A 17,043-nucleotide genomic window follows, 5' to 3' on the forward strand; every position below is an offset into this window, starting at 1 on the left:
CCCAGTTTATGATTTTCACCACAACCATAAGCAGGATTAGGGGCAGGAGATGACCGTGGCACAGCAAAATACGACAGCTTTGCGACATGATTGGAGTGTGGGCGAAGTGCAGGCGCTGTTGGCCAAGCCGATGAATGATCTGCTGTTCGAGGCACACAGTGTTCATCGTCAGCACTTCGACCCTAATGCTGTTCAGGTCAGCACCTTATTGTCGATCAAAACCGGCGCCTGTCCGGAAGATTGTGCTTATTGTCCGCAAAGCGCGCGCTACGACACCAAGCTAGAAAAAGAAAAGCTGATGGAAGTCGAGGCGGTGATCGAAAAAGCCAAAGCGGCCAAGGCCGCCGGTTCGCAGCGTTTTTGCATGGGCGCAGCCTGGCGCTCGCCGCGGGAAAAAGACATGCCCTATGTCGAAGCCATGGTGAAAGGTGTGAAAGAGCTGGGGCTGGAAACCTGCATGACCCTGGGCATGCTCGATTCTGACAAAGCCAACCGCTTGGCAGAAGCGGGGTTGGACTACTACAACCACAATCTCGATACCTCGCCCGATTATTACGGTGAAATCATCACCACCCGCACCTACAGCGATCGCCTAGAAACTCTGGATAACGTACGTCAGGCCGGCATGAAAGTGTGCTCTGGCGGTATTTTAGGCATGGGCGAATCACACAAAGATCGCGCTGGCTTACTGGTGCAGTTGGCCAATTTGCCGCATCACCCTGAGTCTGTGCCGATCAACCAGCTGGTGCGTGTTGCAGGTACGCCACTGGAGAATCAGGAGGCGCTTGATCCGCTGGACTTTATTCGCACCATTGCCGTAGCACGCATCATGATGCCAGCGTCTCATGTGCGCTTGAGTGCGGGTCGCGAAGAAATGACCGATGAAATGCAGGCCATGTGCTTCTTTGCCGGTGCCAATTCCATCTTCTATGGCGAATGCCTATTAACCACGCCCAACCCAGCGGCCAACAAGGACCAGGCGCTATTTGCACGCTTGGGTATCAACCGCGACCACCAAGTAACCGAGGCGCCAAAAGAGCTGGAAGAGCTGCTGGCCGTCAAAGAAAACGCTCAGGCCACTTATTACGACGCTGCACGAGCATAAAGCGACTAACTATAAAGAGGCGCTGTAAATAGAAAGGGGCGATAGACCGTGCAACGACATCGCCTTGACCTAAACCACTTCTCTATGGGCGAATAGATACTCGTCTGCCGGCTACTTTTCTTGAATGCTGCTGCGATTGCAGCGGCTGTCATATGTGACAGATTCTGCCGACGCCCACCATCTGGTATTTCTGATTGGCTTTGATTATATTTTGACCAATGAGCCAAAAACCATCATGGGAGGCAAATATGAACATTGGATCTACCACCGGGTCAGCGTTTACCAGCGCAACCACGGGTATTGCTCAGGGTATGGAACAGGTCCGGCAGGCGGCTCAGCAAGTTAATGATGCCACCACCACCCGTCCTGTTCAGGATGCACCAGAAGTCAGTGAAGGCTTGGTCAACCTGCGTGAAGGTGAGCGCCAGGTGGAGGCCAATGCCAAGGTCCTGGAAGCTGCTGATCAGCAGTTGGGCACACTGATTGATATTCAGGCCTGATGGTTGGCCAATATGCAAGTGTCTGCAGTACCTGTTGCTCTGACAGCCACTGGCGCGACCTCGCCAGTGGTGAGCCCTCGTTCGCCGGTACCCTCTAAGCCGGAAACTCAGGGCAATGCGGCCTTTGCCCCAGTCTCTGCGCCGCAGAGTACTCCGCAAGTCTCAGGTGAAGACACGTATTCTCCTCCAACACGCAGCGCCGCGCCGGCCCGAGAGGGCGAGTCCAGCACCGATGTATCTGTTGACGATGTCAGCAGCAACCGTGTGACGCCAAATAATGAAGACGGCCAAGGTACAACGCCCGAGCAGCGCGTTGAAGAAGCGGTGCAGGAGCAGGAGCTGCAGCAAATTCAGCAGCTCAAGCAAACTGATGCCGAGGTGCGAGCACATGAGCAAGCACATGCGGCGGTGGGCGGCAGCCTAGCCGGTGCGCCAACGTTCACCTACAAAAGCGGCCCCGACGGTGTGCGTTATGCGGTGGCCGGTGAGGTCAGCATCGATGTCAGTAAAGTCAGCGGCGACCCTCAAGCCACGCTGGAGAAAATGGAGCGTGTTCGTCGCGCCGCGCTGGCACCCGCTGAACCGTCTGCACAAGATCGGCAAGTCGCTGCACAAGCGGCCCGCTTAGCGACCGAAGCTCGAGCTGAAATCGCCTCCGAGCAACGTGAATCAACACGCTTGCAAAGCGGTGCCGTCGAACAAGAGCGCCAGGAAGCCCGAGCTGAGCTGCAAGAAGCGCGTGAAAAACAGCGCGCAGCTGAAGAGAAAGACAAGGAAGACGAAGTCAGCATCTCGGCGGCGGAACGCTTCGCCGAATACAACGCCAAGGTACGGCGCATCAACGAAACCCTGCTGCGCATTTCACAGCCCTCTCCCATCAGCGCTGGCCAGTTACTCAACGACATTGCCTAGCCTCGCGGTGCGGCTAGCCGCCTAGGTTTTCCTTCTATCGCCTGTTTGGCGTGATTTCCCCGTACTCGTATTAAACCTGTATCGAGTCTCGCCTTGCGCAGCTTGCCTAGCGTGTCGTACTGACGATTCGTCGAGTGCGAATGCTTGACAAGGCGAAAGGGCGAACGTATGTTTCAAACACTTGTTTGAAAGGACGATGCTGGCTGTCTGTTTGTGATCAGCCTATCCTGATGATCCATCGTCGATTACAACGGCAGCTGCGGCTGTAAAAGATAACCGGCAACGAGGTCTGTCCCATGCCAGAATATAAAGCCCCTCTTCGTGAAATTAAGTTTGTAATGGATGAACTGCTGGACATGCCTCAGCACTATGCCAGCATCCCAGCCTATGCCGACGTTGCTACGCCGGACATGGTCGAAGCCATTATTGCCGAAGGTGCCAAGTTCTGTGAGCAGGAGCTGGCCCCAATCAACCGTACCGGTGATATCGAAGGTTGTACTCGTCACGACGACGCTTCCGTAACCACTCCGACTGGCTTTAAAGAAGCGTACGCCAAGTATGTAGAAGGTGGCTGGCCGTCACTGGCACACGAGGTGGAGCACGGTGGTCAGGGTCTGCCAGAGTCACTGGGCATTGTGATGTCGGAAATGGTTGGCACGTCTAACTGGTCATGGGGTATGTACCCAGGTCTGTCGCACGGCGCCATGAACACCGTCGAACTGCACGGTACTGCTGAGCAGAAAGAAACTTACCTGACCAAGCTGGTATCGGGTGAGTGGACGGGCACCATGTGTTTGACAGAGCCACACTGCGGTTCTGACCTGGGCATTTTGAAGTCCAAAGCAGAAGCCAATGCAGACGGTTCTTACAGCATCTCTGGCACCAAGATTTTCATCTCAGCCGGTGAGCACGACATGGCTGAGAACATTGTGCACATTGTGCTGGCGCGTCTGCCAGGTGCACCAGAAGGCACCAAAGGTATTTCACTGTTTATCGTGCCTAAGTTCCTGCCAAATGAAGATGGCACCCCAGGTGAGCGTAACGCTGTCACTTGTGGTTCGATCGAGCACAAGATGGGCATCCACGGTAACTCAACCTGTGTGATGAACTTCGACGGTGCCAAAGGCTGGTTGATTGGCCCAGAAAATAAAGGCCTGAACTGCATGTTCACCTTTATGAACACCGCACGTATTGGTACTGCGCTGCAGGGTTCTACCGCTGCAGAAGCCTCATTCCAAGGCGCATTGGCGTACGCCAAAGATCGTCTGGCAATGCGTTCTTTGTCAGGTCCAAAGGCGCCTGAAAAAGCGGCCGACCCAATCATTGTTCATCCAGACGTACGTCGCATGCTGCTGACTCAAAAGGCCTTCTCTGAAGGCGGTCGTGCACTGGTGTACCTAGCGGCACAACAGAACGACGTGGTGAAAAAAGGCGAAGACGAAGAAGCACGCAAAGCGGCTGATGAGCTGCTGGGCTTTTTGACACCAATCGCTAAAGCGTTCCTGACCGAAGTGGGCTGTGAAGCCACCAACTTGGGTGTACAGGTGTTCGGTGGCCACGGCTTTATCGCTGAGTGGGGCATGGAGCAGCTGGTACGTGATACCAAGATTGCGACCATTTACGAAGGCACCACGGGTATTCAGGCGTTGGACCTGCTGGGTCGTAAAGTGTTGATGACTCAAGGCCAAAGCCTGAAGAACTTCACCAAGATTGTGCATAAGTTCTGCCAGGCAGAAGAAGGCAATGAGCAGATGGCTCAGTTTGTTGAGCCGCTGACTGCGCTGAACAAAGAGTGGGGCGACCTGACCATGAAAGTGGGCATGGGTGCAATGAAGAACCGCGACGAAGTGGGCAGTGCCTCGGTCGATTACCTGATGTACTCAGGTTATGCCGTGCTGGGTTATCTGTGGGCGCGTATGGCCAAGGTTGCACAAGACGCACTGGCAGCCGGCACCACGGAAGAAGACTTCTACAAAGCGAAAATCGCCACGGCGCGTTTCTACTTCACCCGTATCATGCCGCGCACCAAAGGCCATGCAGAAAGCATGTTGGCGGGTGCCGATACGCTGATGGACATCGCTGAAGAGCACTTTGCATTCTGATTGATCTGAGGCAATTTGCTGATTCTTAAGTACGAAGAAGCCGCGCTTGAGCGCGGTTTTTTCGTACTATTCTCTGGGCTAAGATCGCAGAGACGCTACACTAACCCCATTTTGATTGCCCGCGCTCTGTGGGCAGCTCGTCAAACTAATCAAGAGGTGAGTCATGGCTGATTACAAAGCACCGTTGCGCGATATGCGCTTTGTTCTGAACGAAGTATTCGAAGCAGATAAGCTCTGGTCTTCTTTAGCCGGTCTACAAGGTGCCGTCGATACCGAAACGGCCGAAGCAATTCTCGACGAGTGCGGAAAAATCGCCAGCCAGGTACTCGCACCCATCAACCGTGAAGGTGATGAAGTTGGTTCTACTTGGAACGATGGCCAAGTAACGGCTGCGCCTGGCTTTAAAGAAGCCTATCAAACCTACGTCGAAGCGGGCCTCAATGGCTTAGGTGGTAACCCAGATTTCGGCGGCATGGGCATGCCAAAAACACTGGTCGGCCAGGTCGAGGAGATGATCCAAGGCGCTAACATGTCATTCGGCTTGGCGCCGATGCTGACCGCCGGTGCCTGCTTGTCGATCAATGCGCATGGCTCCCAAGAGCTGAAGGAAAAGTACCTTCCTAACCTGTACTCAGGCCAGTGGGCTGGCGCTATGGACTTGACTGAGCCTCATGCCGGTACCGATTTGGGCATCATTCGTACCAAGGCAACACCGAACGCCGACGGTTCTTTTGACGTGACGGGCACCAAGATTTTCATCACTTGGGGCGAGCACGACATGGCGGAAAACATCGTGCATCTGGTACTGGCTAAAACGCCGGATGCACCAGCGGGCCCGAAAGGCATCTCTATGTTCTTGGTGCCTAAGTTCCTGGTGAATGACGATGGCTCTTTGGGCGAGCGCAACACCATGGGCTGTGGTTCGATTGAGCACAAAATGGGCATCAAAGGTTCTGCCACTTGTGTGATGAACTACGATGGCGCCAAAGGCTGGTTGGTCGGTGAAGAGAACAAGGGCCTGGCGGCCATGTTCACGATGATGAACTACGAGCGCTTGGGTGTGGGCATTCAGGGCTTGGGAGCCGCCGAAGCGTCCTACCAAAATGCCGTTGAATACGCACGCGACCGTCTGCAAAGCCGCGCGCCTACAGGTGCTGTGAACAAAGACAAAGCCGCTGATCCGATCATCGTGCACCCAGACGTACGTCGCATGCTGCTGACGCAAAAAGCCTTTACCGAAGGCAGCCGTGCATTCTCGACTTACGTTGCCAAGTGGTTGGACATTGCCAAGTTCACTGACAACGAAGACGATCGTAAGCACGCTGATGCCATGCTGGCATTGCTGACGCCGATTGCTAAAGCCTTCCTGACCGACGCTGCGTTGGAGTCGGCGATTGCAGGTCAACAGGTGTTCGGTGGTCATGGCTTTATCCGCGAATGGGGTCAAGAGCAGTATGTGCGTGATATTCGCATCACCCAAATATACGAAGGCACCAATGGCATCCAGGCACTTGACCTGATGGGTCGTAAGGTAGTGGCGAACAATGGCGCTTTCTATCGTTTGTTTGAGCAGGATGTGAACGATTTCATCGCCTCGCACGAGGGCAATGAAGCGGCGTCTGAGTTTATTGAGCCATTAAAAGCCGCGCTGGAAAACCTGACGGATCTGACTCAGTGGGTCATTGATCAGGCACAGAAAGACGCCAACGAAGTGGGTGCGGCATCGGTTGAGTACTTGCACGTATTTGGCTACACCGCACTGGCGTACATGTGGGCGAAAATGGCCCTGGTTGCGCAGGGCAAAGATGGCGAAGCCTTCTACAAGGGTAAAGTCGCTACATCTCGCTTCTACTTTAAGCGTTTGCTGCCGCGCTACATTGGTTTGACCGCTGCAGTACGTGGTGGTGCTGAGCCTCTGTTTGAGCTGGATGACGAGCTGTTCGAAACGGCTTAATTCATCGCCAATAAAAGAGCCGCCCGCAGGGCGGCTTTTTTGTGGCCACGCTTTCGCTGGGCGCTATGAGTTCAGCCGTTTGTTGGATGGCGGTTACTCCATGAATCCGGTTAAATAGACGCCTGTCTATTGGTTGGGGTTGGAAGCGACTGTGGAACAAGACAAGCGGGTTGAACGGTCGCGTCGCCTGTTGATGTCGTCGTTATTGGCATTGATGGTGGAGGAGCCTTACAGCAAGATATCCGTTGCCCGCATTTGCCAGCATTCTGGAGTCGCTAGGCCGACGTTTTATCTGCATTTTCACGGTAAAGACGATTTATTGCGCGGTTATATCGGCAATATGTTTGCGGACTTTTACCAGCAAATTGATCCGTATCTGACACGCTCGCTCGACGCCGATCCGATGATCGCAACGCTGATGTTTCGCCAATGGTCAGATAACAGCGAATTTTCACGGGTGTTGCTGCAAGCCGATGTGGAAGCTTTGATTCTGACGGAATTTAGTCGATATGTGCGGCGCATCATTGAACGTTTTGTGACCGTCCATCAGCTGCCATTGAAGCACAGCGGCCAGCTGGACTACGTGATTGATTTTTTAACCGGTGCGTCTTTTATGGTGATTGCGCGCTGGATTCGCGAAGACTTTCCGATTACCGCAGAAGAAATGGGCGAGCTGTATGCGGACTTGATTCGCCCTGGGCTATTAAACGTGTTGCTGGCGGGGAAGTTGTAGCAGGCCTGCAACAGGCCTGCTGATACGGCTACTCGGCGATCACGGGAGCCGCAGCTGAACGGCGCTTACTGTCGACGCGACGCTCATGGATTTTACGCACTTTGCGCTGTGCTTTATCAAAGGCATGGCGAATGGCCAGATACATATCCTCATGTTCGGCTTGATCGTGTTGGTCATGCGTAATGGCAACAGTTTCACCGGGTAACCCGACCTCAACAGAAACGTGCGCCAACTTGCCCTTGTTGCTGCGATTGTGGGGCAAGGCAACCACCGCGCGAATGCCGGTAATGTCGTCATAAGTGCTGGTCAGCTTGTCCGCTTTATCGCGAATATGCTGCTCGATAGCGTCGGAGTGGTCGATGTCGCGGAAGCTGATTTCCAAACCTTTCATAAAAACTCCTTTGATCATTAACGGGCGGTATGTCCGCCTCTGTGTATGAGCATGGATGAGTTGCGCTGCGCGCGCTATGCCCTAGATCAAGTCTTTTCATGTCTATACTGACGTTGACAGTGAGTCGATTTGGACGAAATCTTGGCTCTATCTCAGCGGGCAGAGCACAGCGAGAGGCGACTATGCACCCATTGATTGCGTTTTATTCGGGCACAGGGACAGACCACCGTGGGCGCACTCTGAGCGGTATTTTGTCCTTCAGCAACGCTGAGCTGGAAACCTGCCATGACTACATTCAGTGGCTGTTCCCACTGTTGGAGCCCAGCCCTTTCAATCCAGAAGCTCCGGTACTGACCGATGAACTGATTCGCGCATTCAAGTCCAGTTCGGCATTGCAAGCAGAGCTGCATCGTGTGTTGCTGCGTATGACGCAGTTTTTTGGCGTGGCACTGCGTGAAACGCCGCAGGGGTTTGAGTTGTTGCTGCCACAAGATATTGAACACTGCCACTGGATGACGGCCGATAATCATAATCACCGACGTTTGTCGCGCATGATGGCCTCGCTAAAACTATTGGGGTTGGAGACTCATGTGGCGGCGTTGTGGCAAGGGCTACAGCAGCTGGCGGTGCAGCACCCTGAGGCATTTAGCGCGTCGACCATCACTCATTGGCGTCTGGCTGCGTCGGGCGATGGCTGTGGCGGGATTTGACGGCAACACAGCGTTGCCATCTCAATGCAGTGATCTGTGGTAGAGTGCTGGCAGCACGGTGACGGACTGGCGATGCAGATCTACAACTACCCAGTGGTCTTCTTTGACCTCGACGATTCCCTGATCAATAAAGACGCCAACAGTTTATGGATTAAGTGGCGTTTTAAGCATGAGCGTTGGGCGCTGGTGGAAGCCAGTCAGGCACTGGCGTCCTTGTATCGGGCGTACAAAAAAGGTCGGGTGACGCATCGGCGTCTGTCCAACTATTACCGCACTCGCACACGTGGCATGACACTGGATCAGTATCGCCTCCAGGTGCAGCGTTTTTTTCAGGAGCGCGGTCGCCTGCATATATACCCACAAGCAGCATCATTACTCTTTGCATACCGGCGCCAGGGAACGCAGTTGGTGATGATCACAGGTTCCGACGATGTCGTAGCGGCGGCTTACAGCGAGGCGCTTGGCATTGATAATGTCATCAGCAATCGCCTCAAGGTGGAACAACAGCGCATTACCGGGCTGGAGCTGCCTATGTGCTACGGCGATGGCAAAGTGGCGCTGGCGGCGCAGTTTCTGCAGCAGCAAGGGCTAAGTTTTGCCGATGCCGCTTTCTACACAGACAGTCACTCCGATTTGCCGTTGTTGCAAGCCGTCGCCCAGCCAGTGGTGCTGAACCCCAACAGCGCACTGCGCGAGAGCGCGCTGCAACACGGTTGGCCGTGTCTGGATTGGCGTCAGGCCTGAACGTTGTTTGGCAGTGTTCCCCGGCTTAGCCATCTGCTATAGTGCTCCGCCTAACGAATTTTACTCTCGGAGTCTGCGGTGTTTTTTCAATACAGCCGCTCTTTGCAACAGGGACAACACCTGAACCGTCGATGGTGATGCTGAACACACTGGTTTAGTGGTCGCAGCTATGCGGCTGTGTTTGTGTTTTGATGGCAAAGGTACTCTATGACTCCGCAACAATTTACTGCTCTGGCACAACAGGGCTTTAATCGTATCCCCGTGGCCCGAGAAGTGTTGGCCGACCTCGATACGCCGCTCACCACCTATTTAAAGCTGGCTTCCCAGCCTTACACCTATTTATTCGAGTCGGTGCAGGGCGGCGAAAAGTGGGCGCGTTTTTCCATTATTGGTTTGCCGGCTCGTGAGGTGCTGACCGTCCACGGGCAGACAGTTCGTCTGCAACGCGATGGGCAGACTATCGAAGAGCGGCAAGTGGATGATCCGCTGCAATATATCGACGAGTTTCAACAGCGGTTTCGGGTGCCGGAAGTTGAAAACCTGCCAAAATTTAATGGCGGTTTGGTTGGCTACTTTGGCTATGACACCATTCGCTATATTGAACCTAAGCTGAAACACAGCTGCCCAAAAGATGATCTGAACACCCCGGATATTCTGCTGATGGTTTCGGAAGAAGTGGTGGTGTTTGATAATCTCAGCGGTAAATTGCACTTAATCGTCATGGCCGACCCCAATCAACCTGAAGCGTATCAGCAAGCGCTTGAGCGCTTGGAGCAATTACGTCAGCAGTTGCGCTCTCCTTATCAAGGTCATATCGGCCAGGTAAAAACGCCAGCGCAAGTCAATGAAAGTGATTTCACCTCATTGTTTGGGGAGCACGCGTTTCAGCAGGCGGTGGCTGATATTAAAGATTACGTTTTATCTGGCGACATAATGCAGTGTGTTTTGTCGCAGCGCATGCAGGTTCCTTTTGATGGTGACCCGGTCGATATTTATCGCGCTCTGCGCACGCTCAACCCATCCCCTTATATGTATTGCCTCAATCTTGGGGATTTTCATGTAGTCGGCTCATCTCCAGAAATTCTTGCGCGCTTGGAAGACGGCGAAGTCACTGTGCGCCCCATTGCGGGCACACGCTATCGTGGCAAAACAGAGGCGGAAGACTTGGCGCTTGAGCAAGAGCTATTGTCAGATCCAAAAGAAATCGCTGAGCATTTAATGCTGATCGATCTTGGCCGCAATGACGTTGGCCGCGTTGCTAAGACCGGGCAAGTTGAAGTCACGGATCAAATGATCGTTGAGCGTTACAGCCACGTTATGCACATCGTATCGAATGTAAAAGGCCAGGTACGCGATGGCATCAGCGCTATGGATGTACTTCGAGCCACGCACCCTGCCGGCACTTTAAGCGGTGCACCTAAAATTCGTGCCATGGAAATTATTGATCAGTACGAATCGACCAAACGTGGTGTATACGGTGGTGCCGTGGGGTACCTGAGCTGGAATGGAAATATGGATACTGCCATCGCCATTCGCACGGCAGTTATTAAAGATGGCGTATTAAATATTCAAGCTGGTGCCGGTGTAGTTGCAGATTCGGTACCTCGTTTGGAATGGAAAGAAACCATGAATAAAGGCCGGGCGATGTTCCGTGCCGTGGCAATGGCGGCTGCCGGTCTAGACCAGTAAGTGGGCGTAGAGGAAAAACACCATGTTGTTGATGATTGATAACTACGACTCGTTTACTTACAACGTCGTGCAGTACTTTGCTGAACTGGGTGCCGACGTCAAAGTCGTGCGCAATGATGAAGTCAGCGTGCAGCAAATTGAAGCGCTACAACCCGATCAGCTGGTGATTTCTCCCGGCCCTTGTACGCCGAATGAGGCGGGCATATCCATGGCTGCGATTGAACACTTCGCTGGGAAATTGCCCATTTTGGGGATTTGTTTGGGGCACCAGAGCATCGGCCAAGTGTTTGGTGGCCATGTGGTGCGTGCGGGGCAAGTCATGCACGGCAAAACCTCTGCGGTTTATCACAAAAACAGCGGCGTGTTTCGCGGTTTAAAGAATCCGTATCGTGCAACCCGATACCACTCGCTGGTCGTGGACAAAGATCGTTTGCCCGACTGCCTAGAAGTGACTGCTTGGACACAAAATGACGACGGCAGTGTCGAAGAAATCATGGGGATTCGACACAAAACATTGGCCATTGAAGGCGTACAGTTCCACCCAGAATCCATACTGACCGAGCATGGTCACGACTTATTAAAAAATTTTTTAGACGCTCACCGGTGAGGTAATCATGGAAATACAACAAGCTCTGGCTCGTGTGGTCGAACGCCAGGACCTCAGTACTGATGAAATGATCGCCGTAATGCGCCAGATTATGACCGGGCAATGTGATCATGCTCAAATCGGTGCTTTTTTGGTGGCGCTGCGTATGAAAAGTGAAAGCATCGATGAAATCGTCGGTGCGGTAACGGTTATGCGCGAATTGGCATCCGGTGTTCCGGTAACGGCTGAGCACGCCGTCGATATTGTCGGTACCGGTGGTGATGGCGCTAATTTATTTAATGTATCGACCGCTTCGGCCTTGGTGGTGGCAGCAGCTGGTGGTGTTGTTGCTAAGCATGGGAACCGCGGCGTGTCTTCGAAGTCGGGCAGTGCGGATTTACTCGAAGCCGCTGGCGTTAATTTAGAGCTGACGGCAGCACAGGTGGCACGCTGCATTGATGATTTGGGTGTTGGTTTTATGTTTGCGCCAATGCATCACAGCGCTATGAAACACGCCATTGGCCCGCGCAAAGCGCTGGGCATGCGTACCATTTTTAATATTTTAGGCCCGATGACCAATCCTGCCGGTGTTAAAAAGCAGCTGATTGGTGTGTTTAGTAAAGCGCTACTGCGACCGGTGGCAGAGGTGTTGCAGCGCTTAGGTGCGGCTCACATTATGGTAGTCCACTCCGAAGATGGCTTGGACGAAATCAGTTTGGCGGCGCCAACTCATGTGTGTGAACTGAATAATGGCCAAATAACAGACTATGTCATCACGCCAGAGCAATTAGGCGTGCAGTCTCAAGTATTGGCCGGGTTGGAAGTAGACAGTGCTGAGCAAAGCCTGGCGCTCATTCGAGATGCGCTGGGTAAGCGTGATACACAAGCCGGACAAAAAGCAGCGGACATGTTGGCGCTGAATGCTGGAGCCGCTATTTACGTCGCCGACTTGGCCAGTAGTTTAAAGCAGGGAGTCGATATGGCCGAAGACGCTATCTATTCCGGCTTAGCGTTGGAAAAGCTGCGTGAACTCAGTAGTTTTTCAAACTACATCGATGCCGACCTGGAAGGAACTCAATCATGAACACACCAACAGTGCTCAAGCGTATTCTCGATACCAAACTGGTTGAAATTCAGCAGCGCAGTGCAAAGCAAGCCTTGGCGGAGATTAAAGCCCAGGCGCTCGATCGTGATGCTAGCGAGCTGCGTGGCTTTTATAAGGCAATGCGCAATAAAGTAGATCAAAGGCAGGCGGCAGTTATTGCCGAAATCAAAAAGGCATCGCCGTCCAAAGGTGTATTGCGTGAGCACTTTGAGCCCGAGGCCATAGCCGAGTCGTATGAGCAAGGCGGTGCTGCCTGTTTATCGGTTTTGACAGATCGAGACTATTTTCAAGGCCATGAGGACTATTTACTGGCAGCGCGTAGCGCTTGCTCTCTGCCGGTGATTCGCAAAGACTTTCTGATTGACGCGTATCAGATATATGAAGCGCGCCTGTTAAATGCTGACTGTGTGCTGTTGATCGTATCCGCCTTATCCGACATGCAGTTGCAGGATCTGGCGGGTCTGTCTCATGAGCTGGGGATGGACGTACTGGTCGAAGTGCACGATGGCGAAGAGCTTACTTCCGCATTGAAACTGTCGACACCGCTGATTGGCATCAACAATCGCAACCTGCACACCTTCGGGGTGAGTTTGCAGACCACCTTTGATTTGCTACCACGCATTCCAGCGGATCGTTTATTGGTGACTGAAAGCGGCATTCTTTCAAAGCAGGACGTGCAAAGCATGCGTGAGCACGAAGTGCATGCCTTCTTGGTGGGCGAAGCCTTTATGCGGGCACCAGAGCCCGGCGAGGCGCTTGCAGAGTTGTTTGAAGGAAGGTAAGACAGTTTTGCCATAAAAATTGTTAACTGGCGTAACTGGTGGTGTGATCTTGTTCGCTTTCCACACAGTTTGTTGGTTGATAATTGCCCAACTGTAAGTTAAATTGCGCGCCCTTGAACAGTTGGCGCGCAATGAGGCAAACAAGGATGTTAACTAGCAGTAAAGCATTTCTCTCTATTGGTATCTTGTCAGTTGCACTTCCTTGCTTCTCACAGTCTTTAGTAGTCCCTGATGGTTCCACTGAGACTGGCGTGCAAATGGATGAGTTCGGTCGCACTGTGGTGTCAATTGCACCAGCCGACCGCGACCGTATTAGTCACAATCGCTATACCGAATTTAACTCTGCTAGCAATGGTCTGCTACTGGATAATCAGCAGCAAGCAGCACGAACCATCATCAATGAGGTGACAGGAAACAACCCGTCAGAGTTTTTGGGTGAAGTTAGGGTTCTTGGCACACGTGCACACGTAATTATTGCTAATCCTAATGGTATCTCTGTAAATGGTGCTGAGTTCTTTAATACCGGTGGTCTGGCGCTGACGACAGGTGCCCTAGGGTTTGTTGAGCGTGAGGACTCATTGGGTAGAGTTCGTCGCAATGCCACGGCGTTGGTAGAGCAGGGTGAAATCTATGTTGGCGCGGATGGCCTATCGGGCATTATTAGTCATTTAGAGCTGCTCAGTAAGACTATCAAGATCGAGGGGCCGATCACCAATGTCTCTGACGACGATTTTACCAATATCAACCTCGTCACTGGTGCTTCTAGCAGCGAGTTTAACTCAGCCCAATCCTTTACCGATCCGACTTTAAACTGGCGCACAACGAGCTCATCCGATATCGCTTCGACTGAGCTGGCAGTGGATATCAGTTCGAATGCGTCATTTAGCGCGTCACGAGTATTGATGATGGTCACGGAAGATGGGGCCGGTGTAAGAAACTACGGCGATATTGCAGCAACGGCCAGTACCTTCAGTTTATCAACTGACGGCAAGGTCGAGTTCGGTGGCAGTGTCATTGCAGCAGCAGACGTAACGGTTGAGGCTGCAGAACTTGATCTAAGGAACAATGACGATGAACAGCAGAGTATCCAGTCAGTAACCGGACAGATCGTTCTTAAGAGCAGTGGTGACAGCACCATTGAAGGGTATTTAGTACAAGCCAGCAGTATGGCGGATGAGGGTGCGGAGCGCCAAGAGACAGTCAAGTTGGATGTGGCTGGAAAGTTACAACTTGAGTCGTTGTCTGCAGATAAGCGCACAGTCCTGTTTGCCAATCAGAATGTCGCAGTGCAGGCTAATGAGGTGGTGAATCATTCATCACGTATTTTGGCAAATGGCGATGTGATCGTTAACGCACAGTCTTATATAAATAATGTGGTTGTATCTGATACCGGTACCAACGGTGAAGTCATCTCTTCCGAAAGAGATGGACGCGCTCTCTGGTATACCTTGTATACAGATAATGAAAAAATTTATACACGACACGTTGACTTTGGTGAGCCAGATGCTGGCAGACTTCCATCTGAGGTCATTTCAACAATAGGTAATATTAAGTTTAATGTGGAGAGCTTTTCGAATATTGGAGGGTCGATCATCTCTAATGCAGGAGATATTGACATAGAATCTGATGGATTTTCCAACTCTGCATTAGCTGTAGGCAAAACATGGCTTAATAGCCGATGCAACATAGGTGGTTGTGATCGATATGGTGGCAACACAATGGAGTTGTTAGGAGGCGACATTCAAGCGGCAATGGAACTCCGTATCACTGCAAACGATGCTGTGAATAAGGGTGGCCTACTGCAGGCAGTAGGGGATGTTACCATCGATACTCAAACATTCCTGTCTCAAGGCATGCCTGTATACGATGTTATATCTCGTCCAGGTGGACTGCGCACATACTTCCTTAAAAGTATGGGCATCTGGACGCAGGTGGATCAAGGTGGAAGCTTGATATCTAACATGGGAAAGATCACATTTCTAGGTGAGAATAATCGAATAGATGGAGGGAATATCCAAGCCGCCGAAGGTTTAGAGGGAGAGTACAGTATCGTGCGTGAGCCGACGACGCAGGACCTTATAATTCAGCGGGAAATTGGTGTATTCCGGAAAATCTACTAATGCATTACATACTTATCATCCTAATAGTGCTCAGCGGCTCCGTGTTTGCTGCTGATCCGGAAACCGAATTTGGCCAACAGTTCTTAGAACGTCAGAAGCAAGAGCGTGAACGTCAGTATTTGGAAAACAAGCAAGAGAATTTACAGGTTATACCAACCAGTCCAGACTTGCCGTCTGAAGATGTCTGCTTTGATATCGAAAATATACAAATCAATGGCAATACACTCTTGAATCAACAAGATATTTTGTTTGTCCTTGAAAAGTATCGCGGCCAATGTCTGGGTAAAAACGGTGTCAACTACCTGATGCAGGACTTAACCGCGGTGTATGTGCAAAAGGGCTACATTACTACGCGTGTGTATATTCCTCCTCAAGATCTCAATCTTGGCACGCTCAAACTGATCGTCATCGAAGGTGAAGTGGAGGGCGTGATTCTTAATGATGGCGAAGAATCTGATAGCAGAAAGCTTTGGTGGGCAATGCCATCACTCAGCAAAGAACTTTTTTTACCTGATATAGAACAAGGTCTGGATCAAATAAACCGGGTACGATCAGCTAGCGCGACCATGAAGTTGTGGCCAGGGAGTGAGCCAGGTTTGACCAAGATCCAGATTGTCAACCAGACCGACGATGAGTTTCGTGGGGAAGTTGAGTTGAATAATGATGGTCAAGAGGATACCGGAAAAACGAAGGTCCGTGTCGGGCTTGAAGCTGACAATATCTTGGGTATTAATGACTCTACTAGCATAAACTATATTGGCAGTCAGAATACAAATGCATTAGCTGCAACAGCAAGTTTTCCGTACCGCTACTCGTCATTTAACTTCTCTCATAGCTATTCTGAGTATTTAAACATTTTGCCTGAACAGACTGACTTATTTGGACAGTCTAACACCAGTACATTTTCGTGGGATTATTTGCTGTTTCGTGATTCTTCGATGCGTGTCAACTTAGTGAACTCGCTCTCTGTGCGTCGCTCAGAGCGCTATTTGCTTGGGGTTAAGCTGTCACCACAGAAAATTGTACCGTATCGTGTTTCCATCAATGTATCTGAAAACCTGCCTTGGGGATACTACTCTATGGAGCTTGCCGCAGCTCACGGCAGTAAATGGTTTGGTGCGACCTCGGATCCAAGCCAATTGCCAGATTCAGCTCCTCATGCGCAGTTTTCAAAGGTAGAGTGGCGTTCATCGATTGCCAAATCTGTGACATCGCTTGGTAGCTATCAAGTGAGCCTCAACGGTCAGTATAGCGACAAGGGCTTATACAGCTCAGAGCAAGTTCATATTGGCGACCGCTCTTCTGTTCGTGGTGGTGAAACGACCATTGCATCAGGAGATAGCGGTTTTTACATAAGAAATGACTTTAATATTAATGTCCCCGCTGCTGGCCTAAGACAGATCGGAGTCTCTATTCGGCCCAGCGTCTTTATTGACTATGGACACGTCTTTGCTGATGAGAACAGCATAGGCGAAGAAGCCACGGGGGGGGATTCGGTCTCAATGCAAGCTATAAACGTGTTCGGCTACAGTTTGTTTGGGCACATATCCTTAATACCAGCGTAAAAGAAGCACGTCGCAGTAATAGTGCATTTTTATCACTTTCTACAC

Annotated in this window: 15 protein-coding genes; 14 read left to right on the forward strand and 1 reads right to left on the reverse strand. The window is 51.7% G+C overall.

The window, feature by feature from the left end; translation table 11 throughout:
* The first annotated feature begins 49 nt into the window (after positions 1-49).
* The 6 genes from bioB to CHH28_RS07835 all read left to right on the forward strand — a co-directional run bounded on the left by bioB (position 50) and on the right by CHH28_RS07835 (position 7,306).
* The gene (bioB, locus tag CHH28_RS07810; protein WP_094059776.1) at positions 50-1,105 is read left to right on the forward strand and encodes a biotin synthase BioB; all 1,056 of its coding nucleotides are present in this window, start codon (positions 50-52) and stop codon (positions 1,103-1,105) included.
* Between the two features lie 248 nt (positions 1,106-1,353).
* Positions 1,354-1,605, forward strand: coding sequence for a flagellar basal body rod C-terminal domain-containing protein (locus CHH28_RS07815; protein WP_094059777.1), 252 nt, complete (start codon positions 1,354-1,356; stop codon positions 1,603-1,605).
* 12 nt (positions 1,606-1,617) lie between these two features.
* Positions 1,618-2,517 carry a putative metalloprotease CJM1_0395 family protein gene (locus tag CHH28_RS07820; RefSeq protein ID WP_094059778.1) on the forward strand — a complete coding sequence of 300 codons (900 nt, stop codon included), beginning with the start codon at positions 1,618-1,620 and terminating at the stop codon, positions 2,515-2,517.
* Positions 2,518-2,813: 296 nt separating this feature from the next.
* Positions 2,814-4,619: an acyl-CoA dehydrogenase C-terminal domain-containing protein gene (locus tag CHH28_RS07825; protein WP_094059779.1), complete on the forward strand. Its 1,806-nt coding sequence runs from the start codon at positions 2,814-2,816 to the stop codon at positions 4,617-4,619.
* Between the two features lie 163 nt (positions 4,620-4,782).
* Complete coding sequence (locus CHH28_RS07830; protein ID WP_094059780.1) at positions 4,783-6,573, forward strand: acyl-CoA dehydrogenase C-terminal domain-containing protein; 1,791 nt, start codon at positions 4,783-4,785, stop codon at positions 6,571-6,573.
* 151 nt (positions 6,574-6,724) lie between these two features.
* A complete protein-coding gene (locus CHH28_RS07835) occupies positions 6,725-7,306 on the forward strand; it encodes a TetR/AcrR family transcriptional regulator (RefSeq protein WP_094059781.1) in 582 nt (193 codons plus the stop codon).
* Positions 7,307-7,334: 28 nt separating this feature from the next.
* Here the strand turns inward: CHH28_RS07835 and hpf are convergent, their stop codons facing one another.
* The gene (gene hpf, locus CHH28_RS07840) at positions 7,335-7,697 is read right to left on the reverse strand and encodes a ribosome hibernation-promoting factor, HPF/YfiA family (RefSeq protein WP_157729821.1); all 363 of its coding nucleotides are present in this window, start codon (positions 7,695-7,697) and stop codon (positions 7,335-7,337) included.
* A 182-nt stretch (positions 7,698-7,879) separates the two neighbouring features.
* On the opposite strand from hpf, the gene CHH28_RS07845 reads away from it, so the two are divergent.
* The 8 genes from CHH28_RS07845 to CHH28_RS07880 all read left to right on the forward strand — a co-directional run bounded on the left by CHH28_RS07845 (position 7,880) and on the right by CHH28_RS07880 (position 16,998).
* Positions 7,880-8,407 carry an opioid growth factor receptor-related protein gene (locus CHH28_RS07845; RefSeq protein WP_157729822.1) on the forward strand — a complete coding sequence of 176 codons (528 nt, stop codon included), beginning with the start codon at positions 7,880-7,882 and terminating at the stop codon, positions 8,405-8,407.
* A gap of 36 nt (positions 8,408-8,443) precedes the next feature.
* Positions 8,444-9,151: an HAD family hydrolase gene (locus CHH28_RS07850; RefSeq protein WP_094059784.1), complete on the forward strand. Its 708-nt coding sequence runs from the start codon at positions 8,444-8,446 to the stop codon at positions 9,149-9,151.
* A gap of 207 nt (positions 9,152-9,358) precedes the next feature.
* Positions 9,359-10,840: an anthranilate synthase component I gene (gene trpE / locus CHH28_RS07855; RefSeq protein ID WP_094059785.1), complete on the forward strand. Its 1,482-nt coding sequence runs from the start codon at positions 9,359-9,361 to the stop codon at positions 10,838-10,840.
* A gap of 22 nt (positions 10,841-10,862) precedes the next feature.
* The gene (locus CHH28_RS07860; RefSeq protein WP_094059786.1) at positions 10,863-11,447 is read left to right on the forward strand and encodes an aminodeoxychorismate/anthranilate synthase component II; all 585 of its coding nucleotides are present in this window, start codon (positions 10,863-10,865) and stop codon (positions 11,445-11,447) included.
* 7 nt (positions 11,448-11,454) lie between these two features.
* Positions 11,455-12,510: an anthranilate phosphoribosyltransferase gene (trpD, locus tag CHH28_RS07865; RefSeq protein WP_094059787.1), complete on the forward strand. Its 1,056-nt coding sequence runs from the start codon at positions 11,455-11,457 to the stop codon at positions 12,508-12,510.
* On the forward strand, positions 12,507-13,313 hold the full coding sequence (gene trpC, locus CHH28_RS07870; RefSeq protein ID WP_094059788.1) for an indole-3-glycerol phosphate synthase TrpC: 807 nt from the start codon (positions 12,507-12,509) through the stop codon (positions 13,311-13,313). The genes trpD and trpC overlap by 4 nt, the downstream gene beginning before the upstream one ends.
* A gap of 146 nt (positions 13,314-13,459) precedes the next feature.
* A complete protein-coding gene (locus tag CHH28_RS07875; RefSeq protein ID WP_269843685.1) occupies positions 13,460-15,433 on the forward strand; it encodes a filamentous hemagglutinin N-terminal domain-containing protein in 1,974 nt (657 codons plus the stop codon).
* The gene (locus tag CHH28_RS07880) at positions 15,433-16,998 is read left to right on the forward strand and encodes a ShlB/FhaC/HecB family hemolysin secretion/activation protein (RefSeq protein ID WP_094059790.1); all 1,566 of its coding nucleotides are present in this window, start codon (positions 15,433-15,435) and stop codon (positions 16,996-16,998) included. The genes CHH28_RS07875 and CHH28_RS07880 overlap by 1 nt, the downstream gene beginning before the upstream one ends.
* The last annotated feature ends 45 nt before the right edge of the window (positions 16,999-17,043 follow it).

It is taken from the genome of Bacterioplanes sanyensis (assembly GCF_002237535.1).
GTDB lineage: Bacteria > Pseudomonadota > Gammaproteobacteria > Pseudomonadales > Oceanobacteraceae > Bacterioplanes > Bacterioplanes sanyensis_A.